Source organism: Delftia sp. HK171, assembly GCF_001886655.1.
GTDB classification, from domain to species: domain Bacteria; phylum Pseudomonadota; class Gammaproteobacteria; order Burkholderiales; family Burkholderiaceae_C; genus Comamonas; species Comamonas acidovorans.
In genome coordinates this window covers 2479158-2505321 of record NZ_CP018101.1, presented here as the reverse complement: position 1 = coordinate 2505321, position 26164 = coordinate 2479158, and the positions used below count along the sequence as shown (strand labels likewise).

The window sequence follows — 26164 nt, the reverse complement described above, 5'->3', positions numbered from 1 at the left end:
CCCATGGTTCAGATGACGCAAAATGCGTCGCATGGATTCGCGCTTTCTCCAGAGCTTCATTGCCGTCGTGGACTGCGGCTCGATGGCCGACGCCGCGCGCAGGCTGGACCTGCCGCCCACCACCGTGGCCCAGCAGATGCGTGCGCTGGAGGCCGACGTGGGCTGCGCACTGCTCACGCGGGTGGGCCGGACGGTACGGCCCACCGTCGTGGGCGCCCGGATCGTGGAGCATGCGCGGGAGGTGCTCAAATCCGTGGAGAACCTGAGGTCGGCCGCATCGGCCACCGAGCTTCCCGCAGGCCCATTGAGGCTGGGGGCAACGCCCACGGCGCTGATGGGCCTCGTGCCCCCGCTGCTGCGCCGGTGGATGAGCGCCCATCCGGCCGTGCGCGTCTACATCGAACCCGGCACTTCCTCACTGCTGCTGGACCAGGTGCAGGCCGGCCATCTGGATGCGGCCATCCTTGTGCACCCGGCCTTCGCCATGCCCAAGACCTGCGAATGGCGGCTGATGCGCAGCGAGGCGCTGATTCTTCTCGCGCCCCGGGACATGAAGGTGCGCGATCCGCTGCTCACGGCCGCACGCGAGCCCTTCATCCAGTACGACCGCAAGGTGGTGGCAGGAAAAATGGCGGATGAATACCTGCGGGGCCACGGCATCAAGCCGAAAGTGCGCTTCGAGCTGGACGGCATCGAGCAGATCGCACAGCTGGTTGCGGAAGGCTTCGGTGTCTCCATCCTGCCGGACTGGCCCGTGCTGGGACCGCCGGATGCCAGAACGCGCCGATGGCCGCTGCCCCCTCCGAGCCCGTCCCGCGAAGTGGGCATGGTGTGGCTGCGATCGTCGGTGCGCTCCCCGCTGGCAGCCGCCTTGTCCGAGCTGGTCGACTACCGCTAGCGGACCATGCCCTGGCCTGTGCCTGGCACGCAGGCTCTCAGAACAGGCTGCGCTGCGGCAGCAAAAGCGCCGGGTGGTAGAGGCTGCAATCGAGCCGCAGCGGCTCGCGGTTGAACCCATGCCGACGGCAGGCCAGGGCAAAGCGCTGGCGCAGCAGCTCGGCCCAGTGGCCGGTACCTTTCATGCGCTGGCCGAACTCGGCGTTGTACACGCGGCCGGCCTCGCGCTGCTCGCCCTGGATGCCGTGCAGGTCGCGCACGCGCTCCATCACGCGGCGGGCGCGGTCGGGGTAGTGCACCTGCAGCCATTGCTCGAACAGCGGCGCCACTTCCCAGGGCAGGCGCAGCACGGCATAGAAGGCGTGGCGCGCGCCTGCGTCGGCGGCCGCCTCCAGCACCTTCTCCAGGTCTTCGTTGATGAAGGGAATCTGCGGTGCCAGGCTCACGCCCACGGGCACGCCCGCCTCGGTCAGCGCGCGGATGCTGCGCAGCCGGCGGTGCGGCGCGGCGGCGCGCGGCTCCAGGTGGCGTGCCAGGTCGGCATCCAGCGTGGTCAGCGTGATGTGCACCGAGGCCAGGCCCTGGCGCGCCAGCGGGGCCAGCAGGTCCAGGTCACGCTCCACCCCGCTGCCCTTGGTGACGATGGAAAACGGGTGGCGCGCCTCGGCCAGCACTTCGATCAGGCGGCGCGTCAGCCCCAGTTCGCGCTCCACGGGCTGGTAGCAGTCGGTGACCGAGCCCAGCATCACGGGCGCGGCCACATGGCTGGCGCGCGACAGCTCGGCGCGCAGCAGCTCGGGCAGGTTCTGCTTGGCGATGAGCCGGGTCTCGAAGTCCAGCCCCGGCGACCAGCCCAGGTAGCTGTGCGTGGGCCGGGCATAGCAATAGATGCAGCCGTGCTCGCACCCCCGGTAGGGATTGAGCCCCATGTGAAACGGCAGGTCGGGCGACTGGTGGCGGCTCAGCGCCGAGCGGGCCTGCTCCCAGCGCAGTTCGGTGCGCAGGGGCGCGGCTTCCTCGTCTTCGGCCGGCGCCTCAAGGCTGCCCCAACCGTCATCGAAGGCCTCGCGCGGGTCGGTGGTGAAGCGGTGGGCCAGTTGGCTGGCTGCGCCCCGGCCCTTGATGGCGTGCAGGGGCACCCGGGCCGTGTCGTGATGAGGCGTGGGAGGACTGGGAAGCATGGAGCAACTGTATAAAAATACAGTCATACCGCCAAGCACTCCCCGCATGCCTGCAGTTGCGAAGTGGGTTTTGCCGGCTTGGCAAGTGCCCACGCCAATCCGCACCGCACCGTGCGGGTTCGCTTGGCAGAACCCACACGGGCCTGCACAATGGGCCTATCGCACCAACTTGGTGCTTTTCTCTTTTCTGAAGATGCCTTGGCCCGGACAACCGCGTTGCCCGGGCTTTTGTCCGTTTGGGCGCCGCTGCCCTTCACTGCAGCCACGGCGCAAGCACACAAGGGAGCCAACACCATGGAGCGCAAGCCCCACATCATTCTTTCGTCCCTGGACCTGGAGCGCATCGAGGCCCTGCTGGACAAGCAACCCGCCTTCCCCGGCCGCGAGGCGCTCGAGGCCGAGCTGGACCGCGCCGACGTGCTCGAACCCAAGGAAATGCCGCCCAATGTGGTGACCATGAACTCCACCGTGCGCTTCACGCTGCTGGAGTCGGGCAAGTCCAATACGCTGACCCTGGTCTATCCCAAGGAGATGGATGGCAGCTCCGACAAGGTGTCGGTCTTCGCGCCCGTGGGCATTGCCCTGCTGGGCCTGAGCGTGGGCGACCAGTCGCGCATGGCCGGTCCCTCGGGCCAGGTCACCGTGCGCGTGGATGCCATCGAGTTCCAGCCGGAAAGCGCGGGCGAGCTGCACCGTTGAACGCCGACCGGCGTGAAGCGAAAAAGGCAGCCAACCGGCTGCCTTTTTTGTTTGTGGACTGATGCACCGCGCCTCAGCGCAGGCCTGCCAGAAACGCCGCGATCAGGCCGGTGCCCACCAGGCCCGCCTGCCAGCGCAGCGCCATGTGCCAGCTGGGAACGTGGCGCTCCACGCGCTCGTACAGCAGATGGCCGGCCGCAATCGACAGCACAAAGGCCGTGCACATGCCCAGCAGGGCGGCGGGAATGGAATGTGGCCAGAAATGGCTTTCCACGGCATTGACCAGCAGGCAGACCGAGAAGTGCACTAGAAACACCGAGTACGAAATCTTGCCCAGCCGACGCAGCGGCGCCCAGCCTTGCGCCTGCGCAAACGCAGGGCTGCGCATGGCCACGACCAGGGCCAGCGCCGTGGCACCGGCCAGCGCGATGCGGTCGCGCCACTCCAGTGCCACTGCCGCTACGACCAGGGCCACGATCAGCAGGGACCAGCTCCAGGCCGTCGAGGACTTGTCCGCATGCGCGGCCCAGTAGGCCAGCATGCCCAGGCCGTAGGCGCCAAAGAAGTACGGCGCCCACACGTCCCATTGCGCATCCAGATTGAAGCCCAGCAGCGAAGCCGCCACGCCGATCACCACCAGCGCCTGCGCCACGCTCAGCGTCCAGGGCCAGCAGCGTGACAGGGCGTCGCCGCCAAAGCGGCGGCGCAGCAAGGCACCGCCCCAGCGCGTGCCGGCCAGCAGCAGCGCCGTCAGCGCAAAAAGCTGGAAGTCGATGGACACATACCAGACGCCGGCGGACAGCGACTCCTCGCCCACGATGTTCTGCAGCAGCAGCGCATGCGCCACCAATTGCCAGAGATCGGGCTCGCCCGACACCGAGGCATGGTCGAACCAGGGCCGCACGACCGCCGAGACGACGACGGCCACGACCAGGGCCACCGCATAGGGCACGACCAGACGCACGAAGCGGCGCCCGATGCGCGACCACGGATCGCTGTGCTGGCCGTGGCCTTGCGGCGCCATGCTGGCTGCCGCCAGGTAGCCGCCCAGCACCAGGAAGATCTGCACGGCCATGCGCGCATATTCATAGAGCCAGTCGATGAGTTCCGGCGCGGCCGGATGGGCGATATCGGACATGGGGCCGTAGAAGGCCAGGTGGTGCCAGACGATGGCGGCACAGGCCAGGCCCTTGGTGCAGTCGATCAGCGCACTGCGGCTAGCGTGGGACATGGGGCAATCTGCAATCTGCGAACGGGTCGGTAAGCGGGAGGCGCTGGGCCCGGGCCGCCTGGCCGCAAGCCCGCAAAGGCGCCATTGTGCGCCTTTTGACCGCGTCTTGCAGAAAGCTGACGCACCGCTTTCCAAGCCGCCCAGGACATGCCGGCACGCGAAGGCACAATGCATGCCATGACGCAATCCAAACCTCTTCCGGCGTTGAACCGGCAGTTCGTCTCGCACTTCGGCGAGATGGGCAGCCGCTGGGGCATCAACCGCACGGTAGGCCAGATCTACGCACTGCTGTTTCTTTCGCCCGAGCCGCTCAATGCCGACCAGATCGCCGAGACGCTGGAGTTCTCGCGCTCCAACGTGAGCATGGGGCTCAAGGAATTGCAGGCCTGGCGCCTGGTGCAATTGCGCCACCAGCCCGGCGACCGGCGCGAGTATTTCGAGGCGCCGCAGGATGTCTGGGAAATCTTCCGCCGCCTGGCCGAGGAACGCCGCCGCCGCGAGATCGAGCCCACCCAGTCCATGCTGCGCGCCGCCATGCTGGAGGAAGTCACCACCGAAGAGGAACGCTACGCCCAGCAGCGCATGCGCGACATGTACGAGCTGATCGACCGGCTCATGAACTGGTTCGACGACGTGCAGCGCCTGTCGCCCGAGACCGCCATGCAGCTCATGGGCATGGGCACGGCCGTGACGCGGCTGCTGGATCTGAAGGACCGCATCACGGGCGGCAAGGGCCGCGCCAAGGCGGATGACACCGACGATTGAACCTGGCAAGCCTGCGTACAAAAATGAGCTCCCGAGGGAGCTCATTGTGTTTACAGCAATGCTTCATTGGCGGTAAGCGCGTGCAAAAACTGGCGTAGCCCAAAGCGAGGGACACCGAGCAAGGGCCGCCCCCGCAGCGAGGGTGTCGTCCCCCTCCCGAAGAGAGAGGGAGAAGGCGCGAAGCGCCTCAGGGGGAGCTTTATTTCTCCCGGGCCAGGAGTTCGCGGCGCGTGGCCTCGTCGTCCATCAGTTCGTACCACATCGCGTTGAGCACCGCGAAGGCGGCCGCCAGCGGCAGGCCGAGCAACCAGGCGAAGTACCACATGGTGTTGTGTCCTTTCTTGACGTTGACTGTCGTTTCTTGATTCGGTGGATCAGTACGAGTGGCCACGGCCCTCGATGATGGCCATCGGGTCGACCTTGCCGCGCAGCACGCTGTAGACCCAGCTGGTGTAGGCCACGATGAGGGGCACGAAGATCAGCGCGCACACCAGCATGATGAACAGCGTCACATGGCTGGACGAAGAGTCCCAGACCGTGAGGCTGTGCTGCGGGTTCAGCGACGAGGGCAGGATGAACGGGAACATGGACGCCCCCACGCTGGCGATGATGCCGGCAATGCCCAGGCCGCTGGACAGCAGGGCCAGCCACTCGCGGCGCAGCCACAGGCCCAGCGCCGCCAGCAGCGGCATCAGCAGGCCGATGGCCGGCACGGCCCAGAGCACGGGCCGGGCCTGGTAGTTGGCGAACCAGGCGCCCGCCTGCAGCGCAGCCGTCTTGAACAGCGGATTGGACGGTCCGGTGGTGTTGATCTCGCTGGTGATGCGGTAGCCATTGAGCGCGGCCAGCCACACGCCGGCCACCGCGAACAGCACCGTGGTGGCGACGGCCGCCACCATGCCGAAGCGGCGCGCGCGCGCGGCCACATCGCCCTCGGTCTTGAACACCAGCCAGGACGCACCATGCATGAGCAGCATGCACAGCGAGACCAGGCCGGCCAGCAGCGCAAACGGGTTGAGCAGGCCGAAGAACGTGCCCTCGTAATAGATGCGCATGTCGGGCGCCAGGCGGAAGGGCACGCCCTGCAGCACATTGCCCAGTGCCACGCCGAAGATCAGCGCAGGCACCACGCCGGCCATGCACAGCACGGCATCCCAGCGCGCGCGCCAGGCCGGCTCCTCGCGCTTGCTGCGGAACTTGAAGGCCACGGGCCGCAGGATCAGCGCCACCAGGGCCGCGAACATGGCCAGGTAAAAGCCCGAGAACGAGACCGCGTACAGCTGCGGCCAGGCCGCAAAGATGGCACCGCCGCCCAGGATGAGCCAGACCTGGTTGCCTTCCCAGACCGGGCCCAGAGAGTTGATGACGACGCGGCGCTCCACGTCGGTCCTGGCCGCCAGCGGCAGCAGCGCGGCAGCGCCCAGGTCAAAGCCATCGGTGACGGCAAAGGCGATGAGCAGCACGCCCAGCAGGCCCCACCACAGCAGGCGCAGGATGTCGTAGCTGATTAGTTCGTGAAGAATCATGGTGACAATCTCCCTTGGTCATTGCCCGCGGGCGAGTTTTTGCATCAGAGGGAAGTAGGTGGTCAGGTGCGGTGCGCTTTCCTCCTGCGGTCCCTTGCGGATGGCCTTCACCATGAGCTTCATCTCGATGACGAAGAGCACGGAGTAGATGGCGATGAAGCCTGCAATCGTCAGCAGCAGCGTGCCCGCGCCCAGGTTGGAGACGGCCAGCGCCGTGGGCAGCACGCCTTCGATGATCCAGGGCTGGCGGCCCACCTCGGCCACGATCCAGCCGCACTCGGCCGCGATCCAGGGCAGGGGAATGGCGATCACGGCCAGCTTGAGCATCCACGGATGGGCGTCCAGCCTGCGCCGCACCGACAGCCAGAAGAAGGCGGCCGTGAGCGCGATGAAGAACATGCCCAGCCCCACCATGATGCGGAAGGCCCAGAACAGCGGCCCCACTGCCGGCACGGTGTCCCAGGCGGCCTGGGCGATCTGCGCGTCCGTGGCCTGGCGCGGGTCGTCCACGTAGCGCTTGAGCAGCAGCGCGTAGCCCAGTTGCCCGCCCTTGTCCTCGAAGATGGCCTTGGCCTCGGCCGGCACCTGGCCCGTGGGGCCGGCGGCGCGGATGGCCTCCAGTGCGCCATAGGCCTCGATGCCGTTGCGGATGTACTGCTCGGTGCGCTGGACCAGGTCGTTGATGCCGGGGATCTCGGTGGTCAGCGAGCGCGTGCCGATCAGGCCCATGACCCAGGGAATGTGCACGGCGTAGTGCGTCTCGCGTGCGGCCTTGTCGGGGAAGCCGAAGGCCGTGAAGGCGGCCGGTGCGGGCTCGGTGTCCCACATGGCCTCGATGGCGGCCAGCTTCATCTTCTGGTGCTCCGACGACAGGTAGCCGCTTTCATCGCCCAGCACCACCACCGACAGCGCGGCGGCCAGGCCGAACGAGGTGGCCACCGTCATGGAGCGGCGCGCCAGCTGGATGTGCCGGCCCTTGAGCAGATACCAGGCCGAGACGCCCAGCACGAAGATGGCCGCCGTCACGTAGCCTGCCGAGACCGTGTGCACGAACTTGGCCTGGGCCACGGGGTTGGTCAGCACGGCAAAGAAGTCGGTGACCTCCATGCGCATGGTCTGCGGGTTGAACGCCGCGCCCACGGGGTTTTGCATCCAGCCGTTGGCGATCAGGATCCATAGCGCCGAGAAGTTCGAGCCCAGGGCCACGCACCAGGTGGTCACCAGATGGCCGACCTTGCTCAGGCGGTCCCAGCCGAAGAAGAACAGGCCCACGAAGGTGGCTTCGAGGAAGAAGGCCATCAGCCCCTCGATGGCCAGCGGCGCGCCGAAGATGTCGCCCACGTAGTGGCTGTAGTAGCTCCAGTTCATGCCGAACTGGAACTCCATCACGATGCCCGTGGCCACGCCCATGGCGAAGTTGATGCCGAACAAAGTGCCCCAGAACTTCGTCATGTCGCGCCAGATGGTGCGGCCCGTCATCACGTAGACGGTCTCCATGATGGCGATGATCACGGCCAGGCCGATGGTCAGCGGCACGAACAGGAAGTGGTAGAGCGCCGTTACCGCGAACTGCAGCCGCGATAGATCGACGATGTCGAGGTCCATGGTGAGATCCTTTCTCTCGGGGGTACTTGGTGAAATCCTTGATCAGCCGTCCTGCCGCAGGCGCGCCAGGGCCGCCTCGAACGGCGGTGTGCCGCGCAGCGCCTCGGACACCACGCGGCCCTTCTCCACCCACAGCAGCCGGTCGGCCAGTTGCGCCTCCCGCAGCTTGTGGGTGGCCAGCACCAGGGTGCGGCCCCGGGCTGCACTGTCCAGCCGCACCAGCAGGTCGGCGGCCGTGCGTGCATCCAGGCCTTCGGTCACTTCGTCCAGCAGCCAGCAGCGCGCGGGGCTCAGCAGCAGCCGCGCCAGCGCCAGGCGCCGTGCCTGGCCGCCGGACAGGCCCAGCCCGCCCTCGCCCAGCCGCGTGTCCAGGCCCTGCGCCATGGCGCGCACATCGCCGGCCAGCCCGGCGACTTCCAGCGCCGCCCACAGCGTGTCCTCGGCGGCCTCGGGGCAAGCCAGCAAAAGGTTGTCGCGCAGGCTGTCCTCGAACAGTTCGGTGCGCTGCGTCATCCAGGTGCAGCGCCGGGCACGCACGGCGCCGGCCAGCGGCTGGAGCTCGCCGGCCATCAGGGACAGCAGCGTGGTCTTGCCCGCGCCGCTGGCGCCCAGCAGGGCGACACGCTCGCCTTCGGCGATACGGATGTCCTGGGCCAGCACGGCGGCACGGGGTGCCACGACCTGCTCCAGCTCAACCGCCAAGCCCTGCCTGGGCGCAGCCGGTTCGCAGGCGCCTTGCGCAGCGCCATCGCGCAGGGCAGGCGCCAGCCGGCGCGCGGCCAGCCAGCTGCGGCCGGCCTCCAGCGCGCCACGGCGCAACGCAGCAAAGGGCTCCATGGCCGTCAGCGCCAGCAACAGGGCCAGCGCAGCCACGGGGGCGCCCAGCAGGCCGGCCTCGGCCAGCCAGCCTACGCCCAGCAGCACACCGGCCAGGGCCAAGGCGCCGCACAGGCCTTGCACGAAGGAGGTTCGGGCCTCCAGGCCGTGGAGCTCGGCGTCGGCCTCGGCCACGCGGGCGTCCAGGGCGGCAATGCGTTCGCAATGCGCGGCCAGGGTGCCGGCCATGGCCAGCTCTGCCTGCCCGGCCACCAGGTCGGCCGTGCGGGCCCGCAGGGACTCCAGCGCCAGCGCGCGGCGCACGGCGGGCCGGCGCGCACTGCGCGCCAGCCACAGGGCGCTGCCCAGGCCCGTGACCAGCAGCCACGCAGCCAAGGCCATGCCCAGCCACCAGCGCATCAGGCCCAGTGCCAGGGCGGCCATCAGCGTGGCACCCGTGGCGGCCAGCAAGGGCACGAACAGGCGCAGGTACAGGCTGTCCAGCGCATCCACGTCAGCCGTCAGCCGCTGCAGCAGGCGTGCGGGCCGCAGGCGCAGGCTCAGGGCGGCAGCAGGGGTGGCCCAGCTGCGCAGCAGCCGCTCGCGCAAGGCGGCCAGCACGGCCAGGGTGGCGTCATGGGTGACCAGCCGTTCGGCATAGCGCGTGCCCGTGCGGCCCAGGGCCAGCAGGCGGATGCCGGCCGAGGGCATGAAGACGTCGAAAACGATGGCCGTGGCCGGCAGCAGCCCGGCCAGCGCCGTGGCCGTGATGAACCAGCCCGACAGGCCCAGCAGTGCCATGCCCATGAGCACCGTGAGCAGGGCCAGCAGCGCGCCGCCCAGCCACAGGCGCCGGGGCGCCATGCGCGCCAGGGCGGCAAGCACGGGCCGGAGGGTGGAGCGGGGCTTCATGCGGCCAGCTCCTGTGGGGCGGCATGGCCCGCCAGTTCCACCACGCGGTGCATGGCGGCGGCCAGTTCGGCATCGTGGGTGGCGACGATCAGCGTGCGCCCGCGTGCCAGCTGCAGCAGGGTATCGGTGACCTGGGCGGCCGTGGCCGGGTCCAGGTGGGCCGTGGGTTCATCGACCAGCAGCAGGCCTGCATCGCGCGACAAGGCCAGGCGCGCCAGTGCCAGGCGCACGATTTCGCCGCCCGACAGGCCGGCTCCGCCCTCGCCCAGCGTGGCGCCGGGCCGGGTCTCGGCCAGCTTGCCCAGCCCGGCCAGCCGCAGGGCCTGGCGCAGTTCGCCGAAGGTGAATCCCGGGCGGCTCAGCCGGAGGTTTTCGGCCACCGAGCCGGCGAACACATGGGGGCTCTGCCCCATCCAGGCCATGCGCGCGCGCAGCCGACCGGCCGATTCGCCGTCGAGCAGCTGGCCGTCGATATGGATGCGCCCAGGCTCGGCCACCGGCAGCAGGCCTGCAATCTGCGCCAGCAGCAGCGACTTTCCGCTGCCGCTGGGGCTCCACAGCGCCACATGCTCGCCAGGCCGCACGTCCACCGTGAGCGCCGGCAGCGTGACCGCGCCGCCTGGCGCCTGGGGCCGCACCTGCTCCAGGTGCAGGGCGCAGGCCTGGCCGGCCGCCCTGCCGGGCGCAGCCAGCGCGCCGGGCAGCGGCTGCGCATCGCGGCCCAGCTCGCCCAGGGCCTGCAGGGCGGCCTCGCCGCTGGCGCGGTCGTGCCAGACGGCAGACAGCTCACGCAGGGGATCGAAAAAGCTGGGCGCCAGCAGCAGCACGAACAGCGCCTGGCCCAGGCTCAGTGTCTGGCCCCAGCTGCCAAACGGCAGATGGCCCAGCAGGTGAAAGCCCACGTAGACGGCCACCATGGCCACGCCCAGGGCCGAGAACAGTTCCAGCACCGCAGAGGACAGAAAGGCGATGCGCAGCACGCGCATGCTGCGTTCGCGCAGGGATTCGGCATTGGCGCGCAGCCGCTGCGCCGTGGCATCCACCGCGCCCAGGGCGCGCAGGGTGGACAGGCCGCGCAGCCGGTCGAGCAGGAAGGCGTTCATGCCGCCCAGCTCCACCATCTGCGCCTGGCTGGCCGCCTTGGCGCGCCAGCCGACGATGGCCATGAACAGCGGGATCAGCGGTGCGGCCACCACCAGGATCAGCGCCACCACCCAGCTCTGGCTGGCCACGGCCAGCGCAATCACCAGCGGCACGGTGCGCACGCGCCACATGGCGGTCTGGTAGCGCGACAGCCAGGGCACGATGGCCTCGGCCTGCTCGGCCATGGCGCTGGCCGCCTGGCCCGAGGCCGCGCGCTGGCGGTCCAGCGGCGAGGTGCCCGCCAGCGTGCGCAGCACCTGCGCGCGCAGCGCACTCACCAGGCTGCGCGCCTGCAGATTGGCGCGGCGCGTGCCGCTGGCATCGCACCAGGCGCGCAACCCGCCCAGCAGTGCCACGCCGGCCGCAAGCTGCCACAGTGGCCACAGCGGCTCCACGTCCGCGCCATCGGCCATGGACTGCACGGCCAGCGCCAGCAGCAGCGCCTGGGGCAGCCACAGCAGCGAGGCCAGCACCAGGCGCCCCGTACCCGCCATCGGACGACGCGCCAGCTGGTGGAACTCAGGCAATGACGGGGTACAAGGTTTGTTCATTTATTCTGTAATTTCAGTATTTACTGAAATTACGCAAAGAATTCTAAACAAACTTGCTCCAGGCAAGTCGCTCGTAGGGGGAAGCCGAGTGAAGCAGTCAAGCGTGCGCAAGGGGTTTTGCGCAAACAACTTCGAGAACCGGTCCCGCACAGCGTGGGTAATACCCAAAGAAAACGGCGCCCGAAGGCGCCGTCTGGCAGGGTAGGAGAAGAGCCCGTCCTGGACTCCCCGACCTTACGGGGTGGACAGCAGGCGGTCGCGCGCCTGGTTGTATTCGCGCTTGAGACGCTCCACCAGCTCGCCCGCACCCGTGACTTCGCGGATGGCACCGATGCCCTGGCCGCAGCCCCAGATGTCCTTCCAGGCCTTCTTGGCGTCGCCGCCGAAGTTCATCTTGCTGGGGTCCGACTCGGGCAGGTTGTCGGGGTCCAGGCCTGCCGCACGGATGGACGGCGCCAGGTAGTTGCCGTGCACGCCCGTGAACAGGTTGCTGTAGACGATGTCGTCGGAGGTGCCGTCCACGATGGCCTGCTTGTAGGCGTCGTGCGCACGCGCTTCATGCGTGGCAATGAAGGCCGAGCCGATATAGGCGAAGTCCGCTCCCATGGCCTGGGCCGCGAGGATGGCACCGCCCGAGGCGATGGAGCCCGACAGCGCCACGGGGCCGTCGAACCATTCACGGATTTCCTGGATCAGCGCGAACGGGCTCTTGACACCCGCATGGCCGCCCGCGCCCGCCGCCACGGCGATCAGGCCGTCGGCCCCCTTTTCGATGGCCTTGTGCGCGAACTTGTTGTTGATGATGTCGTGCAGCACCACGCCGCCCCAGCTGTGCACAGCCTGGTTCACGTCCTCGCGCGCGCCCAGGCTGGTGATGACGATGGGCACCTTGTACTTGGCGCACATCTGCATGTCGTGCTCGAGCCGGTCATTGCTCTTGTGCACGATCTGGTTGATGGCGAACGGCGCCGAGGGCCGGTCCGGATGGGCCTTGTCCCAGGCGGCCAGGGTCTCGGTGATCTCGGCCAGCCAGTCTTCGAGCTGCTCGGCCGGGCGCGCGTTGAGCGCGGGCATGGAGCCCACGATGCCGGCCTGGCACTGGGCGATCACGAGCTTGGGGTTGCTGATGATGAACAGCGGCGAGCCGATCACTGGCAGGGCCAGTTTCTTCAGCGCCGGGGGAAGCTTGGACATGCGTTGTCTCCGTTGGTTCTCGGTGTCTCTGTCTGCGTTGTGCCGTGCGCAAGCGCCGGGTCAGAAGGCGTCCATGGGCAGTGCCATCACGCTGTCGCCGCCGTGCACGATGGCATCGCGCAGGCCCGCCGCCTTGACGAGGATGTGCTCGGCATAAAAGCGCGCCGTCGCAATCTTCGCGCGCATGAAGGCCTCGTCCTGTCCCTTGTGCAACAGCTGCTCGGCCACCAGCAGGGCGCGGCCCATCTGCCAGCCTGCCACCAGGTTGCCCGCCAGCATCAGGTAGGGAACGCTGCCGGCGTACACGGCATTGGGCTCGGCCTTGGCCTGGCCCGAGACGAAGTGCACCGCCTCCACGAAGGCCTGGCGCGCAGCGGCCAGCTGGCGGGCCACGGCCAGTGCCTCGGGCGTGCCGCTGGCGGCCAGCTCGGCCTCGGTCTTCTCGATCTGGCCCGCAATGGCCAGCGCGGTCTGGCCGCCATCGCGCGCCGTCTTGCGGCCCACCAGGTCATTGGCCTGGATGGCGGTCGTGCCTTCGTAGATGGTCAGGATCTTGGCGTCGCGGTAGTACTGGGCGGCGCCCGTCTCCTCGATGAAGCCCATGCCGCCGTGCACCTGCACGCCCAGGCTGGTGACTTCCAGGCTCATCTCGGTGCTGTAGCCCTTGACCAGGGGCACCATGAATTCATAGAAGGCCGCATTGGCCTCGCGCACCTGGGCGTCGGCATGGTGATGGGATGCGTCGTAGGCCGCGGCGGCCGTGGCCGCCATGGCGCGGCAGCCCTCGGTGTAGGCACGCATGGTCATGAGCATGCGGCGCACATCGGGGTGGTGGATGATGGTGGCGCTGGCCTTGACGCTGCCGTCCACGGGACGGCTTTGCACGCGCTCGCGGGCATAGGCCACGGCGTGCTGGTAGGCGCGCTCGGCCACGGCAATGCCCTGCACGCCCACGGCGTAGCGGGCCGCGTTCATCATGATGAACATGTATTCGAGGCCGCGGTTCTCCTCGCCCACCAGGTAACCGATGGCCCCGCCGTTGTCGCCGTACTGCAGCACGGCCGTGGGCGAGGCCTTGATCCCCATCTTGTGCTCGATGCTCACGCAGTGCACATCGTTGCGCGCGCCCAGCGAGCCATCCTTGTTGACCAGGAACTTGGGCACCACGAACAGGCTGATGCCCTTGACGCCCTCGGGCGCCCCGGCCACGCGGGCCAGCACCAGATGGACGATGTTCTCGGCCATGTCGTGCTCGCCATAGGTGATGAAGATCTTGGTGCCGAAGACCTTGTAGCTGCCATCGGGCTGCGGATCGGCCTTGGTGCGCACCAGGGCCAGGTCGGAGCCGGCCTGGGGCTCGGTCAGGTTCATGGTGCCGGTCCACTCGCCGGTCACCAGCTTCTCGAGATAGGTGGCCTTGAGCTCATCGCTGCCGGCCGTCAGCAGGGCCTCGATGGCGCCATCGGTCAGCAGCGGGCACAGCGCAAAGCTCAGGTTGGCGCTGTTGAGCATTTCCACACAGGCCGCGCCAATCGTCTTGGGCAGGCCCTGGCCGCCAAAATCCTGCGGATGCTGCAGCCCCTGCCAGCCGCCTTCGGCGTACTGGCGAAAGGCCTGCTTGAAGCCCGCCGTGGTGGTGACCACGCCATCCTTGAGGCTGGAAGGCGCCACGTCGCCCGGCAGGTTCAGAGGTGCCACCACGCCTTCGCACAGCTTGGCGCATTCCTCCAGCACGGCCTGGGCCGTCTCCAGGCCAGCCTCCTCGAAACCGGGCAACTGCGCCACCTGGTCGATCTGCGCCAGATGCTCCATGGCGAACAGCATGTCTTTGAGGGGAGCCGAGTAAGTCATTGTTGAACCTTCCTGAACAGAGCCTGGACCGCCGGCGCGCAGCGCGCGGCGACCTGGGACAGCGGGCACGCCGCCACGGCACTACTGCATTGCAGCGTTATTGCGTGACGCGGCCCGATGCGTTGACGATGGACAAATCCACGAATTTCGAGCCCGCCTGCGAGCCCGGACGATAGGTAACCCAGTAGCCGCCCAGATCGAAGGCGTCCAGGCCGCGCAGCGAAGCGGCCAGCTTGTCGCGCGTCAGCGGCTGGGTGCGGCGCATGGCCTCCACGATGACGCGGGCGTTCACATAGCCTTCCATCATGGCGTAGCTGACCGGCACGGTCAGCGACTTGCCGGCAGCGGTGGCCGCGTCCCTGAACTCCTTGTTCAGGCGCATGGTCACCTTGTAGGGACTGGGCACGACCTGGGCAATGGACAGGCCGCTCATGAACTCCACGGGCAGGCGCTTGGCCAGTTGCTCGATATCGGCTTCGGACGTGGCGTAGATCGGGGCCGTGCCACCCGCCATGCGGTACGCCTCGACAAAGGCCGAGGTCACGGGGCTGGAGGCCACCACCATCACGGCCTGCGCCGAAGGCTGGGCCTTTTGCAACTGGGACACGGCCTTGTCCATGGCACCCTTGCCCGTGCTCAGCGAGGCGCTGACCACCAGCTTGGCCTTGGAAGGCGCAATCGCCTTGTCCACGAGTTCCGCCACGGCCTTGGCATCCGGGCGTTCGTCATGCAGCAGGGCCAGGCGCGTGATGCCCACGGTGGCCAGGTGCGAGGCGATCTTGGCCATTTCCTCGGGCAGGTTGGCGCGCGTGCTGAAGATCTGGGGATTGCTCAGCACCCGCGTGTCCGTGCTCTGGTAACCCACCAGGGAGATCTGCGACTGGTCGAGCAGCTTGCTGTCCAGCAGCGCCGCCATGTTGCGGTTGCCGAAGTAGCCGGCCAGCACCACGGGCTTGGACTCGTCCAGCAGCTTGCGGGTCTTGTCCACGGTTTCCTCGGGGTGGCCCACATCGTCCACGGTGACCAGTTGCACGGGCTGACCCTGCACGCCGCCGGCCTTGTTGATCTGGTCGAAGTACAGGCGCATGCCCTGGGCATAGGCACGGCCCTGCGTCGCACCGGCTCCCGACATGGGTGCCACCTGCCCTACCACCCAGGCATTGGCCTCGGCGGCCAGCGCCATGGCGCCACAGACAAAGGCCACGGCCGTGCGGGCCAGGCGCAAGCGCATCATCTTCATTTCAATCTCCCTCTCGGTTCATGCCATCGCCAGCACCGGCTGGCGGCCAAGTCCGTTGTTGTAGTCGGTGGTGCGCGCCGTGACCAGCGGACCATCCCGGAATCCATGACGGAAAAAGAGGGGCCTATGCCCCTCATTTTTCAGCTTCAGCCGCTTACAGCGCCTGCACCAGTTCCGGCACGGCCTGGAACAGGTCGGCCTCCAGGCCGTAGTCGGCCACCGAGAAGATCGGTGCCTCGGGGTCCTTGTTGATCGCCACGATCACCTTGGAGTCCTTCATGCCGGCCAAATGCTGGATGGCGCCCGAGATGCCCAGGGCGATGTACAGCTGCGGCGCGACGATCTTGCCGGTCTGGCCGACCTGCAGGTCATTGGGCGCATAGCCTGCGTCCACCGCTGCGCGCGAAGCACCGATGGCGGCACCCAGCTTGTCGGCCAGGGGGGTGATGACTTCCTGGAACTTCTCGCTGCTGCCCAGCGCGCGGCCACCGGAGACGATGATCTTGGCGGCCGTCAGTTCCGGGCGGTCGTTCTTGGTGACCTCGCGGCCCACGAAGCTGCTCTTGCCGTTGTCGCCAGCGGCTGCCAGCTGCTCCACCTGGGCGCTGCCGCCCGTGGTGGCCGCTGCGTCAAAGCCCGTGCCGCGCACGGTGATGACCTTGATCTTGTCGCTGCTTTGCACCGTGGCAATGGCGTTGCCGGCGTAGATGGGACGCTCGAAGGTATCGGCGCTGTCCACCTTGGTGATGTCGCTGATCTGGGCCACGTCCAGCTTGGCGGCCACGCGCGGCGCGGCGTTCTTGCCGCTGGCGGTGGCGGGGAACAGGATGTGGCTGTAGTTCGAAGCAATTGCCAGCACTTGCGCTGCGATGTTCTCGGCCAGGCCGTCCTTCAGGCTGGCGCCGTCGGCGTGGATGACCTTGGACACGCCAGCGATCTGGGCAGCGGCCTGCGCGGCGGCGCTGGCATTCTCGCCCGCCACCAGCACATGCACGTCGCCGCCGCAGGCCAGGGCCGCAGTGACGGTGTTGAGCGTGGCGCTCTTGATGGAAGCGTTGTCGTGTTCTGCAATAACGAGGGATGTCATGTCTGCGAATTCCTTTAGATGACCTTGGCTTCGTTCTTGAGCTTGCTGACCAGGGTCGCCACATCGGGCACCTTCACGCCAGCGCCGCGCTTGGCGGGCTCGGCCACCTTGAGCGTCTTCAGGCGCGGGGCCACATCCACGCCCAGCTCTTCAGGCTTGACCGTGTCCAGCTGCTTTTTCTTGGCCTTCATGATGTTGGGCAGCGTGACGTAGCGCGGCTCGTTCAGGCGCAGGTCGGTGGTGATGACGGCGGGCAGGCTCAGGGCCAGGGTTTCCAGGCCGCCGTCCACTTCACGCGTGACATTCACCTTGTCGCCAGCGACTTCAACTTTGGAGGCGAAGGTGGCCTGGGGCAGGTCGGCCAGGGCCGCCAGCATCTGGCCGGTCTGGTTGGCGTCGTCGTCGATGGCCTGCTTGCCCAGGATGATCAGGCCAGGCTGCTCCTTGTCCACCAGCGCCTTGAGCAGCTTGGCGACGGCCAGGGGCTGCAGCTCCTCGGTGGTCTCCACCAGGATGCCGCGGTCGGCACCGATGGCCATGGCCGTGCGCAGGGTTTCCTGGCACTGGGCCACGCCGCAGGAGACGGCGATGACTTCGGTGGCCACGCCCTTTTCCTTGAGGCGAACGGCTTCTTCGACGGCGATTTCGTCAAAGGGGTTCATGCTCATCTTGACGTTGGCGATGTCCACGCCCGTGCCGTCCGACTTCACGCGGACCTTCACGTTGTAGTCCACCACGCGCTTGACCGGGACCAAAACCTTCATTGCAGCGGCTCCTGATTGATTGATAGATTGACGTTTACGTAAACCGAAATCATTGTATGCGGCGCTGCAGCAGCTGCGGCAGGTTTCCCTGACGGCCGAGGGCCGCATGCGCGCTCACAAAAAAGAACGATCGTGCCATTTTAAGCACGACCATTGAGATTTCCTGCGGGGGAACAGCCTGAACTCAGGGTATGCACCTAGGAATAATCCTAGCTGCTTTTCTCTGCTGCCTGAGCCACCACGCCCCCGCGTTCGGTGATCTGTACCACCTGCTTGGGAACTGGCAGGCTCACGCCCGCCGCACGCAGGCCGCGCAGCACGGCGAGGTTCACCTCGGAGCGCACATTGCCCTGGCCATTTTGCGGGTCGTTGATGTAGTAGCTGAGACTGAACTGCAGACCCTGCTCGACGAAGTCGACCAGAGCCACCGAAGGCGCCGGCGTCTTGAGCACGCGCGGCTGCGCGGCTGCTGCTTCGAGTAGGATGCCGCGCACCTGCTCCACATCGCTGTCCATGCCCACGACGATGTTGGTGGACAGGCCGAACTTGACGTCGAATCCGGTGAGGTTCTCCACACGCTGGGTGATCAGCGTCTCGTTGGGCACGATGGATTCGCGGCCGTTGAGCGCGCGGATGATGGTGTAGCGCGTGCGGATGTCGGTGATGCGGCCCTCGAAGCCATCCACGCGCACGTTGTCGCCGATGCGCAGCGCGCGCTCGATCAGCACCAGAAAGCCGCTGACGTAGTTGGAGGCGATCTTCTGCATGCCGAAACCCAGGCCCACGCCGATGGCGCCGCCCATGACGGACAGCGCCGTCAGGTCCACGCCCACCATGGACAGCGACACCAGCAGGCCCACCAGGATCAGCACGCTGCGCGTGATGTTCATGGCCACCTTGCGCATGGACAGGTCGCTGACCCACTGGTTGATGACCTTCTGCTCGAACAGCGTTGCCACCCACAGCACGGCCACCATCATCAGGCCCGCCGACAGCGTGCCCTCGATCAGGTTGAGCAGGCTGACCGGCGTCTTGCCGATGTTGAACTGCAGGGCCTCCAGCTCCTCCATGACCTGCGGCAGCAGGCCGATGCTGTGCAGCACTGCCGCGCCCCAGGCCAGCCAGGAAAAAATGCGCTCGATCAGGCGCACCACGGTGGAATTGGGGAAGGTCCGGCTGAGCACCCGCGCCACGAAGCGGATCACCGACAGGGACACCAGCAGCGACACGGCCACGCGCAACCAGAACACCGTGGAAAACCGCGCCAGGATCTCCTGGCTGGTGAAGACCAGCACCAGCGCCAGCAGCGGGAACAGGGCGCCATCGAGCGCATGGCGGCCTATCCATACGGAGGGCTTTCCATCGTTGAGATGGCCGTAGCGCGCATGCAGGCCGCGCATGGCGCCGTAGGCCAGCAGCAGGCAGGCGATGAGCACGGAGAACTCCAGCCAGGCGCTGGAGCTTTGGAAGTCGTTGATGAGCTTGTCGAAGATGTCCATGGGTCAGGGCCGTTCCGCCGCAAGGGCGCAGGCCGCCATCATCGCGCAGATCCAGGACAGGCCGACCGGACCGGGACCTACATGCAGGTCGGTCAGCGGCCCGTCTTCCAGGCCGGTTCGCGCTTGGCGGCGAAGGCCTGGGCGCCCTCCTGGGCGTCGGCATCCATCATGTTGGCGGCCATGGTCTGGCCGGCCAGCTGGTAGGCCGCCTCGATGCCCATCTCGCGCTGCCGGTGGACCAGGGCCTTGCCCATGGCCACGGCCACACGGGGCTTGCTGACGATGGACTGCACGAAGTGCTCGACGGCATCGTCCAGCGCCTCCTCGGTCACCACGCGGTTGACCAGGCCCTGCTCCAGCGCCTGCTGCGCGTCGATGAAGTCACCCGTGAGCAGCATCTCCATGGCCTGCTTGGCCGGCACGTTGCGCACCAGCGGCACGCTGGGGGTGGCGCAGAACAGGCCATAGTGGATGCCGCTGGTGGCAAAGCGTGCCGCCTGCGCAGCAACGGCCAGATCGCACTGGGCCACGAGCTGGCAGCCTGCCGCCGTGGCAATGCCGTGCACGCGCGCGATCACGGGAACGGGCAGCCGGTGGATGGACAGCATCATGCGGCTGCACTGGGCAAACAGCTTCTGGTAGTAGTCCAGCTGCGGATGGGCGGCCATGTCCTTGAGGTTGTGCCCCGCGCAAAAGGCCTTTCCGGCCGCAGACAGCACGACCACGCGCACAGACTCGTCGCGCGCCACGTCATCCAGCGCCTGCTGCAGCTGCGTGAGCATCTGCTCTCCCAGGGCATTGAAGCGCTGCGGGTCGTTAAGCGTGAGGCGCACGACGCCGCGCGCGTCGCGCTGCACGTCGAGCAGGGGGCTGGCTTCAGAAGGATGGGGGCTCGCGTTCATGGTGCTCCAGATCCGGTTCAGAGGTCGGCCAGCACGCGCACGTGCGCTTCCACGCTGCGCGCAAGCGGCCCCATCACATAGCCGCCTTCCAGGCAGGAGACGATGCGCCCCTTGGAAAAGCGCCGCGCGATGTCCTTGATGCGCGAGGTGATCCAGGTGAAGTCCTGCTCGGTCATGCCCAGCTGGCCCATGTCGTCCTCGCGGTGGGCGTCGAAGCCGGCGCTGATGAAGATCAGCTCGGGCTTGAAGGCCTCCAGGCGCGGGATCCACATCATCTCGACGATTTCGCGGATGTCCATGCCCTTGGTATAGGCGGCCACCGGCACGTTGACCATGTTGGAGGCCGGATGCTGGTCGCCGCTGAAGGGGTAGAACGGGTGCTGGAAGATGCCGCACATGAGCACGCGGTCGTCGCCGGAGAGGATGTCCTCCGTGCCGTTGCCGTGGTGCACGTCGAAATCGATCACGGCCACGCGCTTGAGGTGGTGGCGGCTGAGCGCGTACTTCACGCCCACGGCCACGTTGTTGAAGAAGCAAAAGCCCATGGCCTGGTGGCGCGTGGCATGGTGGCCCGGAGGGCGCACGGCGCAAAAGGCGTTCTCCAGCTCGCCGGCCATCACCGCATCGGTGGCCGCCAGCGCGGCGCCGGCCGCATGCAGGGCGGCCGAGAAGGTGTGGCTGTTGATGGAGGTGTCGGTGTCGATCTGGGAGTACTCGGGGCCGCCGGCCTGCTGCTCCTCGACCAGGCGCTGTGTCAGGCCCTGCAGCGCGGCCACATGCATGCGGTCATGGGCCAGTTCGATGTCGGCCAGCGAGGCCTGGGGGGCCTCGTGCCGCTCCAGCGCATCGGCCACGCCGGTCACCAGCAGCCGGTCCTCGATGGCGTCGAGCCGGGCCGGGCATTCCGGGTGCCCCGGCCCCATCTCATGCCGCCAGCACTCCCTATGGGTGAAATAACCCGTCTTGCCCACAGTGATGTCTCCGCGATGTTTTTTTTAGGATAACGTCGCGCCATGCAAGCAACACACAAGATCAAGGCGCTTCTGGATCAGCTTAACACGGTGGTTGTAGGGAAACCGGCTCAGGTCCGCGACAGTGTGGCCTGCCTGCTGGCCGGGGGACACCTGCTGCTGGAAGACGTTCCCGGCGTGGGCAAGACCACGCTGGCGCATGCGCTGGCACACAGCTTCGGGCTGCAGTTCTCGCGCGTGCAGTTCACGGCCGACCTCATGCCCAGCGACCTCACCGGCGTGTCCATCTACGAGCGCGCCAGCGAGACCTTTGTCTTCCACCCGGGCCCCGTTTTCGCCCAGGTGCTGCTGGCCGACGAGATCAACCGCGCCAGCCCCAAGACGCAAAGCGCCCTGCTCGAAGCCATGGAGGAGCGACAGGTCTCGGCCGAGGGCCGCACGCACCGCCTGCCCGAGCCCTTCTTCGTGATCGCCACCCAGAACCCGCAGGAACAGCTGGGCACCTTCCCGCTGCCCGAAAGCCAGCTGGACCGCTTCCTGATGCGCATCAGCCTGGGCTATCCCGACCGCGCGGCCGAGCGATCCCTGCTGTCCGGCAATGGCCGGCGCGCCCAGGCCGACGCGCTGGCACCGCTGCTGACCACGCAGGAGCTGCAGGATCTGCAGGCAGCCGTGCTCCAGGTGCATGCCAGCGATGCCCTGCTCGACTATGTGCAGGACCTGCTGGAAGCCACGCGCTCGGGCCAGTGGTTCGTGCAGGGCCTGTCGCCTCGCGCGGGCATTGCGCTGCTGCGCGCGGCCCGGGCCGTGGCCCTGATGGAAGGGCGCGACTACGTGGCGCCCGACGATGTGCAGGCCATCCTGCCGCAGACGGCGGCCCACCGCCTGGTACCCATAGGCTCGTCAGGCCGGGGCGCCGTGGAGCAGGTGCGCGCCATGCTGGACGCCGTGGCGCTGCGCTGATGCCGGCCGCCCCCGCGTCTTCGCCCGGCGCCCCCCAGCCGGGGGCATCGCTGCGCCAGCGCTGGTCTCCCGCGCGGCGCGTGCGCCAGTGGTGGCATGCCCGCCTGCCCCGCACGGACAGCCTGAAGCTGACCCAGCGCAATGTCTACATCATGCCGTCGCGTGCAGGCTGGGCCCTGGCGCTGACGTTGTGCGTGCTGCTGGTGGCTGCCATCAACTACCAGCTCAACCTGGGCTATCTGCTGACGTTCCTGCTGGCCGGCAGCGCGGCAGCGGGCATGGTGGTCGGCCACGGCAATCTGCGCGGCCTGGCGTTGCACCTGCTGCCGCCGGTCGGCAACTTTGCCGGCCAGCCCTGCCGCTTCGACGTGGTGCTGCACAACACGCGCCGCAGCACGCGTTGGGGCATAGGCCTTGCCGTGCAAGCCGATACGGCGGCCACCGACTGGACCTGGATCGATGTCCCGGCACAGGGCAGCACCACGGCGCAACTGGCTTTCACGCCACTGCGCCGGGGCCTGCAATCGCTGCCCACGATCACGGCGGCCACACGCTACCCGCTGGGCACCTTCCGCGTCTGGGCGCTGTGGCGCGCGCAGACCCAGGCCTGGATCTACCCGGCGCCCGAACACAATCCCCCGCCCCTGCCTGCGGCCAGTGCCGATGCCGGCGGCCGCAGCGCGGCCTCCACGCGCCACGGCGACGAGTTCGATGGCGTGCGTGCCTACCGGCGCGGTGATGCGCTCAAGCTGGTGGTCTGGAAAAAGGCCGCCCAGGCCTTTGCCACGGGCAGTGACCAGCTGGTGAGCCGCGACCGCCCGCTGTCCCAGCAGCACCGCCTGTGGCTGGACGCCAAGGCCACCGGCCTGGCCGACCCCGAGGCCCGCCTCAGCCGCCTGACCGCCTGGGTGCTGGTCGCACGCCAGCAGGACCTGACCTGGGGCCTGCGCCTGCCCGACGGCCGCGAGATCGCCCCCGACCAGGGCGCGGCCCACGCCACGCTCTGCCTGGAAGCCCTGGCGGCCTGCCCATGAATTGCACGTCCATGCCCTCCTCCTTCCAAGCCATTGCGCAGCCCGCGGCCACCTGGCGCCAGCGCCTGGCCGCCCTGCCGCGCGATGCGCGCGACACCCTGTTCCTGCTGGCCGTGGTCGCCTGGGTGCTGATGCCCCAGGCCGCCCACACGCCCTGGTGGACCATGGTCTTCGTGGCCGGCCTGCTGCTGTGGCGCGGCCTGCTGGCCTGGCGCGGCCAGCCCCTGCCCGGCCGCTGGGTGCTGGGTGGATTGCTGCTGCTGGCCGTGGGCGCCACCTGGGTCTCGCACGGCACCTTTATCGGGCGCGATGCGGGCGTGACCCTGATCGTGCTGCTGCTGGCGCTCAAGACGCTGGAGCTGCGCGCCCGGCGCGATGCCATGGTGGTGTTCTTCCTGGGCTTCTTCGCGCTGCTGGCCAACTTCTTCTACTCGCAGTCCCTGCTGCTGGCCCTGGCCATGGTGCTGGGCCTGCTGGGCCTGCTCACGGCCCTGGTCAATGCCCACATGACTGCCGGCCGCCCCCGCTGACACAGGCGCTGCGCACGGCAGCCCTGCTGGCGCTGTGGGGTACGCCGGTCATGGTGGCGCTGTTCCTGTTCTTCCCGCGCATGGCGCCGCTGTGGGGTGTGCCTGGCAACGACCTGGCCGGCCGCAGCGGCCTGTCGGAAAACATGCGCGTGGGCTCCATGGCCTCGCTGGTGCTGGATGAAAACGTGGCCCTGCGCCTGCGTTTCGATACGCCCGATGGTGCTCCTCCGCCTGCCAACACCCTGTATTTCCGGGGGCCCGTTCTGTCGCGCTTTGACGGACAGGAATGGCAGATGGACACGGAGGCCGTTCTGGAGGACGCGCAGTTGCGCGTCTCCGGCAAGGGCGTGAGCTACCAGATGACCATCGAGCCCAGCCGCCGCCCCTGGCTGCCCCTGCTGGACGCCGCGGCCAGGGCTCCCGAGCTGCCCCCCGGCATGGGCAGCGCCCGCATGACGCCCCAGCTGCAATGGCTGACCTGGCGCCCCATCACCGACGTGGTGCGCATCAGCGCCCAAAGCCATGTGCAGTTCAGCTACGGGCCGCTGCAGCCCACCCGCGCCCTGCGCCGGTACACCCAGCTGCCGCAGGGCAGCAACCCGCGCACGCTGGAGCTGGCCCGGCAGATGCGCGCCGACCCGCAACTGGCCGACGCCCCGCCCCGCGCCTGGGTACAGGCCGCGCTGGCGCGCCTGCGCACGGGCGGCTACACCTACACGCTGGACCCCGGCGTGGTGGACAGCGTGCACACGGCCGATGACTTCTGGTTCGACAGCAAAGAGGGCTTCTGCGAGCACATCGCCTCGGCCTTCGCCGTGCTGATGCGCGGCATGGGCGTGCCTGCCCGCATCGTCACCGGCTACCAGGGCGGCGAGCGCAACCCTGTCGATGGCTACTGGACCGTGCGCAACGCCGACGCCCACGCCTGGACCGAGGTCTGGCTGGAGGACGAGGGCTGGGTGCGCATCGACCCCACCGGCGCCGTGGCCCCGTCGCGCGTGGGCGAGTTCCAGCGCCTGCGCGCCCCCCAGGGTGCCATTGCAGGCGCCGTGGGCAACTTCGTGGGCGTGGGCATGCTGCAGCAGATGCGCGCCGTGTGGGAGGCCGTCAACAACGGCTGGAACCAGTGGGTGCTGAACTACACGCAAAGCCGCCAGCTGGACCTGCTCAAGAACCTGGGCGTGCAGTCACCATCGTGGGTGGACATGCTGCGCCTGCTGGGCGCACTGGCCGGCGTGGCCGCACTGGCCTGGCTGGCCTGGATGGCCCGCGCCCAGCGCAACAGCCGCGATGAATGGCTGCGCCTGATGGACAGGACCCGCGCCCGGCTGCGGCGCATCGGCCTGGACGCCGACGCCAGCCTGCCCCCGCGTGCGCTGGCAGCCCAGGTCATGGACCGCTGGGGCCAGGACGATGCCAAAGCGGCCCAGGCCCTTCACGACTGGCTCCTGGGCATGGAGCGCCAGCGCTACGCACGCGCCCCCCAATCCGCACCCGATACCCCCGGCCTGCCCGCCCTGCGACGCCAATGGCGGGTGCTGGACTGGCCACGCAATCCGCAGCCACGGCCACAAGCCGCCGCTGCCGGCCCCACGACAAGCACACCATGACCAAGCAACGACTGATCCCCTCCGCCCTGCTGCTGCTTGCGGCCGCCGCCCTGCCCTGCGGCGCGCTGGCCAGCAAGCCGGCGCCCGCCCAGACCGGCGCAGCCAAGACTGCCGCCAAGTCCACGGCCAAACCTTCCACGAAAAAGCGCACGGCCGCTGCTGCCGCCGCCACGGCGGCAGGCGGCGCCGCCGTGGCCAGGACCGTGCAGGGCAGCACGCCCTACGGCGAACGGCCTGATGCCATGCAAATGGCCGCCGACATTGCGATGCGCCACGACCTGCCGGTGGACTGGGTGCGCGACACCATCGCCCAGGCGCGCTTTCTGCCCCAGGTGCCCCGCCTGATGACGCCCGCTGCCCAGGGCACGGCCAAGAACTGGGGCGTCTACCGCAGCCGCTTTGTCGAGCCCGTGCGCATACGCGCCGGAACCCGCTTTTGGCAGGCCAATGCCGCCGCGCTGGCGCGTGCCGAAAAGCAGTACGGCGTGCCGGCCGAAATCATCGTCGGCATCATCGGCGTGGAGACCATCTACGGCCAGCAGATGGGCAATTTCCGCGTGATCGACGCCCTGACCACGCTGAGCTTCGACTTCCCCGCAGCCCACCCCCGCGCGCAGGCACGCACCGAGTACTTCCGCGGCGAGCTGGAGCAGTTCCTGCGCTTCACGCACCGCGCCGCAACGGACCCGTTCTCGCTGCGCGGCAGCTACGCGGGCGCCATGGGCATGGGCCAGTTCATGCCCAGCAGCTGGGTGAAGTGGGCGGTGGACTTCGACGGCGACGACCGCATCGACCTGTTCGGCAGCGCGGCCGACGCCATCGGCTCGGTGGCCAACTACTTTGTCGCGCATGGCTGGAAAAGCGGCATGCCCACCCACTACCCTGTGATCATGCAGGCCCAGGGCGCCGACCTGGCCGCCCTGCTGGCGCCCGACATCCTGCCCCAGTTCACGGCCGACGAGATGGCTGCGCGCGGCGTACAGCTGCCGGGCAGCGGCGCGGCGCATCAAGGGCCGCTGGCCCTGGTCAAGCTGGAAAACGGCGCGCAGGGCCAGCCGCTGTACATCGCGGGCACGGAGAACTTCTATGCCATCACGCGCTACAACTGGTCCAGCTACTACGCGCTGTCCGTGATCGAACTGGGCCAGGAAGTCGCTGCGGCCATGGGCCGCTGATCCGGGCCATCCAAACCG

Annotated in this window: 21 protein-coding genes and 1 pseudogene; 7 read left to right on the top strand and 15 right to left on the bottom strand. The window is 68.3% G+C overall.

Annotated features, from left to right (window positions below; translation table 11 throughout):
• Positions 1-31 precede the first annotated feature (31 nt).
• Positions 32-898, top strand: coding sequence for a LysR family transcriptional regulator (locus tag BO996_RS11325; RefSeq protein WP_043823858.1), 867 nt, complete (start codon positions 32-34; stop codon positions 896-898).
• Positions 899-935: 37 nt separating this feature from the next.
• On the opposite strand, the gene BO996_RS11320 is transcribed toward BO996_RS11325, so the two are convergent.
• Positions 936-2078 carry a PA0069 family radical SAM protein gene (locus BO996_RS11320; protein WP_071954781.1) on the bottom strand — a complete coding sequence of 381 codons (1143 nt, stop codon included), beginning with the start codon at positions 2076-2078 and terminating at the stop codon, positions 936-938.
• A gap of 294 nt (positions 2079-2372) precedes the next feature.
• On the opposite strand from BO996_RS11320, the gene rnk reads away from it, so the two are divergent.
• Positions 2373-2777, top strand: a complete 405-nt coding sequence (gene rnk, locus BO996_RS11315) for a nucleoside diphosphate kinase regulator (RefSeq protein ID WP_012204322.1) — start codon at positions 2373-2375, stop codon at positions 2775-2777.
• 73 nt (positions 2778-2850) lie between these two features.
• Here the strand turns inward: rnk and BO996_RS11310 are convergent, their stop codons facing one another.
• Positions 2851-4008: an acyltransferase family protein gene (locus BO996_RS11310; RefSeq protein ID WP_071954780.1), complete on the bottom strand. Its 1158-nt coding sequence runs from the start codon at positions 4006-4008 to the stop codon at positions 2851-2853.
• Positions 4009-4176: 168 nt separating this feature from the next.
• Here BO996_RS11310 and BO996_RS11305 point away from each other — a divergent pair, with 168 nt between their 5' ends.
• Positions 4177-4773, top strand: coding sequence for a GbsR/MarR family transcriptional regulator (locus BO996_RS11305; protein WP_012204320.1), 597 nt, complete (start codon positions 4177-4179; stop codon positions 4771-4773).
• 199 nt (positions 4774-4972) lie between these two features.
• On the opposite strand, the gene cydX is transcribed toward BO996_RS11305, so the two are convergent.
• The 13 genes from cydX to BO996_RS11240 all read right to left on the bottom strand — a co-directional run bounded on the left by cydX (position 4973) and on the right by BO996_RS11240 (position 20786).
• Entirely contained in the window at positions 4973-5098 is a 126-nt protein-coding gene (gene cydX / locus BO996_RS11300; RefSeq protein WP_012204319.1) for a cytochrome bd-I oxidase subunit CydX, read from the bottom strand.
• Between the two features lie 49 nt (positions 5099-5147).
• On the bottom strand, positions 5148-6299 hold the full coding sequence (gene cydB / locus BO996_RS11295; protein WP_071954779.1) for a cytochrome d ubiquinol oxidase subunit II: 1152 nt from the start codon (positions 6297-6299) through the stop codon (positions 5148-5150).
• Positions 6300-6317: 18 nt separating this feature from the next.
• Positions 6318-7904: a cytochrome ubiquinol oxidase subunit I gene (locus BO996_RS11290; protein ID WP_071954778.1), complete on the bottom strand. Its 1587-nt coding sequence runs from the start codon at positions 7902-7904 to the stop codon at positions 6318-6320.
• 42 nt (positions 7905-7946) lie between these two features.
• Positions 7947-9632, bottom strand: coding sequence for an amino acid ABC transporter ATP-binding/permease protein (locus tag BO996_RS11285; RefSeq protein ID WP_071954777.1), 1686 nt, complete (start codon positions 9630-9632; stop codon positions 7947-7949).
• Positions 9629-11269 (bottom strand): thiol reductant ABC exporter subunit CydD, encoded by a 1641-nt coding sequence (cydD, locus tag BO996_RS11280; RefSeq protein ID WP_071954776.1) that lies wholly within the window; start codon positions 11267-11269, stop codon positions 9629-9631. Before cydD ends, BO996_RS11285 begins: the two co-directional genes overlap by 4 nt.
• Positions 11270-11560: 291 nt before the next feature.
• Positions 11561-12520 carry an NAD(P)H-dependent flavin oxidoreductase gene (locus BO996_RS11275; protein WP_012204314.1) on the bottom strand — a complete coding sequence of 320 codons (960 nt, stop codon included), beginning with the start codon at positions 12518-12520 and terminating at the stop codon, positions 11561-11563.
• Positions 12521-12580: 60 nt separating this feature from the next.
• Positions 12581-14371, bottom strand: coding sequence for an acyl-CoA dehydrogenase (locus tag BO996_RS11270; RefSeq protein WP_013803457.1), 1791 nt, complete (start codon positions 14369-14371; stop codon positions 12581-12583).
• Between the two features lie 97 nt (positions 14372-14468).
• Positions 14469-15611, bottom strand: coding sequence for an ABC transporter substrate-binding protein (locus BO996_RS11265; protein ID WP_071954775.1), 1143 nt, complete (start codon positions 15609-15611; stop codon positions 14469-14471).
• Positions 15612-15765: 154 nt separating this feature from the next.
• Positions 15766-16698: an electron transfer flavoprotein subunit alpha/FixB family protein gene (locus BO996_RS11260; protein ID WP_034391467.1), complete on the bottom strand. Its 933-nt coding sequence runs from the start codon at positions 16696-16698 to the stop codon at positions 15766-15768.
• 14 nt (positions 16699-16712) lie between these two features.
• A complete protein-coding gene (locus BO996_RS11255) occupies positions 16713-17462 on the bottom strand; it encodes an electron transfer flavoprotein subunit beta/FixA family protein (RefSeq protein WP_012204310.1) in 750 nt (249 codons plus the stop codon).
• A 209-nt stretch (positions 17463-17671) separates the two neighbouring features.
• Positions 17672-18961 carry a mechanosensitive ion channel family protein gene (locus tag BO996_RS11250; protein WP_071954774.1) on the bottom strand — a complete coding sequence of 430 codons (1290 nt, stop codon included), beginning with the start codon at positions 18959-18961 and terminating at the stop codon, positions 17672-17674.
• Between the two features lie 92 nt (positions 18962-19053).
• A complete protein-coding gene (locus tag BO996_RS11245) occupies positions 19054-19863 on the bottom strand; it encodes an enoyl-CoA hydratase (protein WP_071954773.1) in 810 nt (269 codons plus the stop codon).
• 17 nt (positions 19864-19880) lie between these two features.
• Positions 19881-20786, bottom strand: a complete 906-nt coding sequence (locus tag BO996_RS11240) for a histone deacetylase family protein (protein WP_071954772.1) — start codon at positions 20784-20786, stop codon at positions 19881-19883.
• A gap of 90 nt (positions 20787-20876) precedes the next feature.
• Between BO996_RS11240 and BO996_RS11235 the strand changes: the two genes are divergently transcribed.
• From BO996_RS11235 to mltB, 4 genes and pseudogenes are all read left to right on the top strand, one after another.
• A complete protein-coding gene (locus tag BO996_RS11235; protein ID WP_013803463.1) occupies positions 20877-21797 on the top strand; it encodes an AAA family ATPase in 921 nt (306 codons plus the stop codon).
• Complete coding sequence (locus tag BO996_RS11230) at positions 21797-22831, top strand: DUF58 domain-containing protein (RefSeq protein ID WP_071954771.1); 1035 nt, start codon at positions 21797-21799, stop codon at positions 22829-22831. The genes BO996_RS11235 and BO996_RS11230 overlap by 1 nt, the downstream gene beginning before the upstream one ends.
• Positions 22828-24971 (top strand): annotated as a pseudogene (locus BO996_RS11225) (transglutaminase family protein). Before BO996_RS11230 ends, BO996_RS11225 begins: the two are co-directional and overlap by 4 nt.
• A complete protein-coding gene (gene mltB, locus BO996_RS11220; protein WP_071957074.1) occupies positions 24968-26146 on the top strand; it encodes a lytic murein transglycosylase B in 1179 nt (392 codons plus the stop codon). The pseudogene BO996_RS11225 and the gene mltB overlap by 4 nt, the downstream one beginning before the upstream one ends.
• Positions 26147-26164: the final 18 nt, after the last annotated feature.

What these genes read in the sequence shown, in the direction of transcription:
- BO996_RS11325 (WP_043823858.1), top strand. Translation starts at nt 32, where the DNA reads ATGGATTCGCGCTTTCTCCAGAGCTTCATTGCCGTCGTGGACTGCGGC.
- BO996_RS11320 (WP_071954781.1), bottom strand. Translation starts at nt 2,078, where the DNA reads ATGCTTCCCAGTCCTCCCACGCCTCATCACGACACGGCCCGGGTGCCC.
- rnk (WP_012204322.1), top strand. Translation starts at nt 2,373, where the DNA reads ATGGAGCGCAAGCCCCACATCATTCTTTCGTCCCTGGACCTGGAGCGC.
- BO996_RS11310 (WP_071954780.1), bottom strand. Translation starts at nt 4,008, where the DNA reads ATGTCCCACGCTAGCCGCAGTGCGCTGATCGACTGCACCAAGGGCCTG.
- BO996_RS11305 (WP_012204320.1), top strand. Translation starts at nt 4,177, where the DNA reads ATGCATGCCATGACGCAATCCAAACCTCTTCCGGCGTTGAACCGGCAG.
- cydX (WP_012204319.1), bottom strand. Translation starts at nt 5,098, where the DNA reads ATGTGGTACTTCGCCTGGTTGCTCGGCCTGCCGCTGGCGGCCGCCTTC.
- cydB (WP_071954779.1), bottom strand. Translation starts at nt 6,299, where the DNA reads ATGATTCTTCACGAACTAATCAGCTACGACATCCTGCGCCTGCTGTGG.
- BO996_RS11290 (WP_071954778.1), bottom strand. Translation starts at nt 7,904, where the DNA reads ATGGACCTCGACATCGTCGATCTATCGCGGCTGCAGTTCGCGGTAACG.
- BO996_RS11285 (WP_071954777.1), bottom strand. Translation starts at nt 9,632, where the DNA reads ATGAAGCCCCGCTCCACCCTCCGGCCCGTGCTTGCCGCCCTGGCGCGC.
- cydD (WP_071954776.1), bottom strand. Translation starts at nt 11,269, where the DNA reads ATGGCGGGTACGGGGCGCCTGGTGCTGGCCTCGCTGCTGTGGCTGCCC.
- BO996_RS11275 (WP_012204314.1), bottom strand. Translation starts at nt 12,520, where the DNA reads ATGTCCAAGCTTCCCCCGGCGCTGAAGAAACTGGCCCTGCCAGTGATC.
- BO996_RS11270 (WP_013803457.1), bottom strand. Translation starts at nt 14,371, where the DNA reads ATGACTTACTCGGCTCCCCTCAAAGACATGCTGTTCGCCATGGAGCAT.
- BO996_RS11265 (WP_071954775.1), bottom strand. Translation starts at nt 15,611, where the DNA reads ATGAAGATGATGCGCTTGCGCCTGGCCCGCACGGCCGTGGCCTTTGTC.
- BO996_RS11260 (WP_034391467.1), bottom strand. Translation starts at nt 16,698, where the DNA reads ATGACATCCCTCGTTATTGCAGAACACGACAACGCTTCCATCAAGAGC.
- BO996_RS11255 (WP_012204310.1), bottom strand. Translation starts at nt 17,462, where the DNA reads ATGAAGGTTTTGGTCCCGGTCAAGCGCGTGGTGGACTACAACGTGAAG.
- BO996_RS11250 (WP_071954774.1), bottom strand. Translation starts at nt 18,961, where the DNA reads ATGGACATCTTCGACAAGCTCATCAACGACTTCCAAAGCTCCAGCGCC.
- BO996_RS11245 (WP_071954773.1), bottom strand. Translation starts at nt 19,863, where the DNA reads ATGAACGCGAGCCCCCATCCTTCTGAAGCCAGCCCCCTGCTCGACGTG.
- BO996_RS11240 (WP_071954772.1), bottom strand. Translation starts at nt 20,786, where the DNA reads ATGGGGCCGGGGCACCCGGAATGCCCGGCCCGGCTCGACGCCATCGAG.
- BO996_RS11235 (WP_013803463.1), top strand. Translation starts at nt 20,877, where the DNA reads ATGCAAGCAACACACAAGATCAAGGCGCTTCTGGATCAGCTTAACACG.
- BO996_RS11230 (WP_071954771.1), top strand. Translation starts at nt 21,797, where the DNA reads ATGCCGGCCGCCCCCGCGTCTTCGCCCGGCGCCCCCCAGCCGGGGGCA.
- mltB (WP_071957074.1), top strand. Translation starts at nt 24,968, where the DNA reads ATGACCAAGCAACGACTGATCCCCTCCGCCCTGCTGCTGCTTGCGGCC.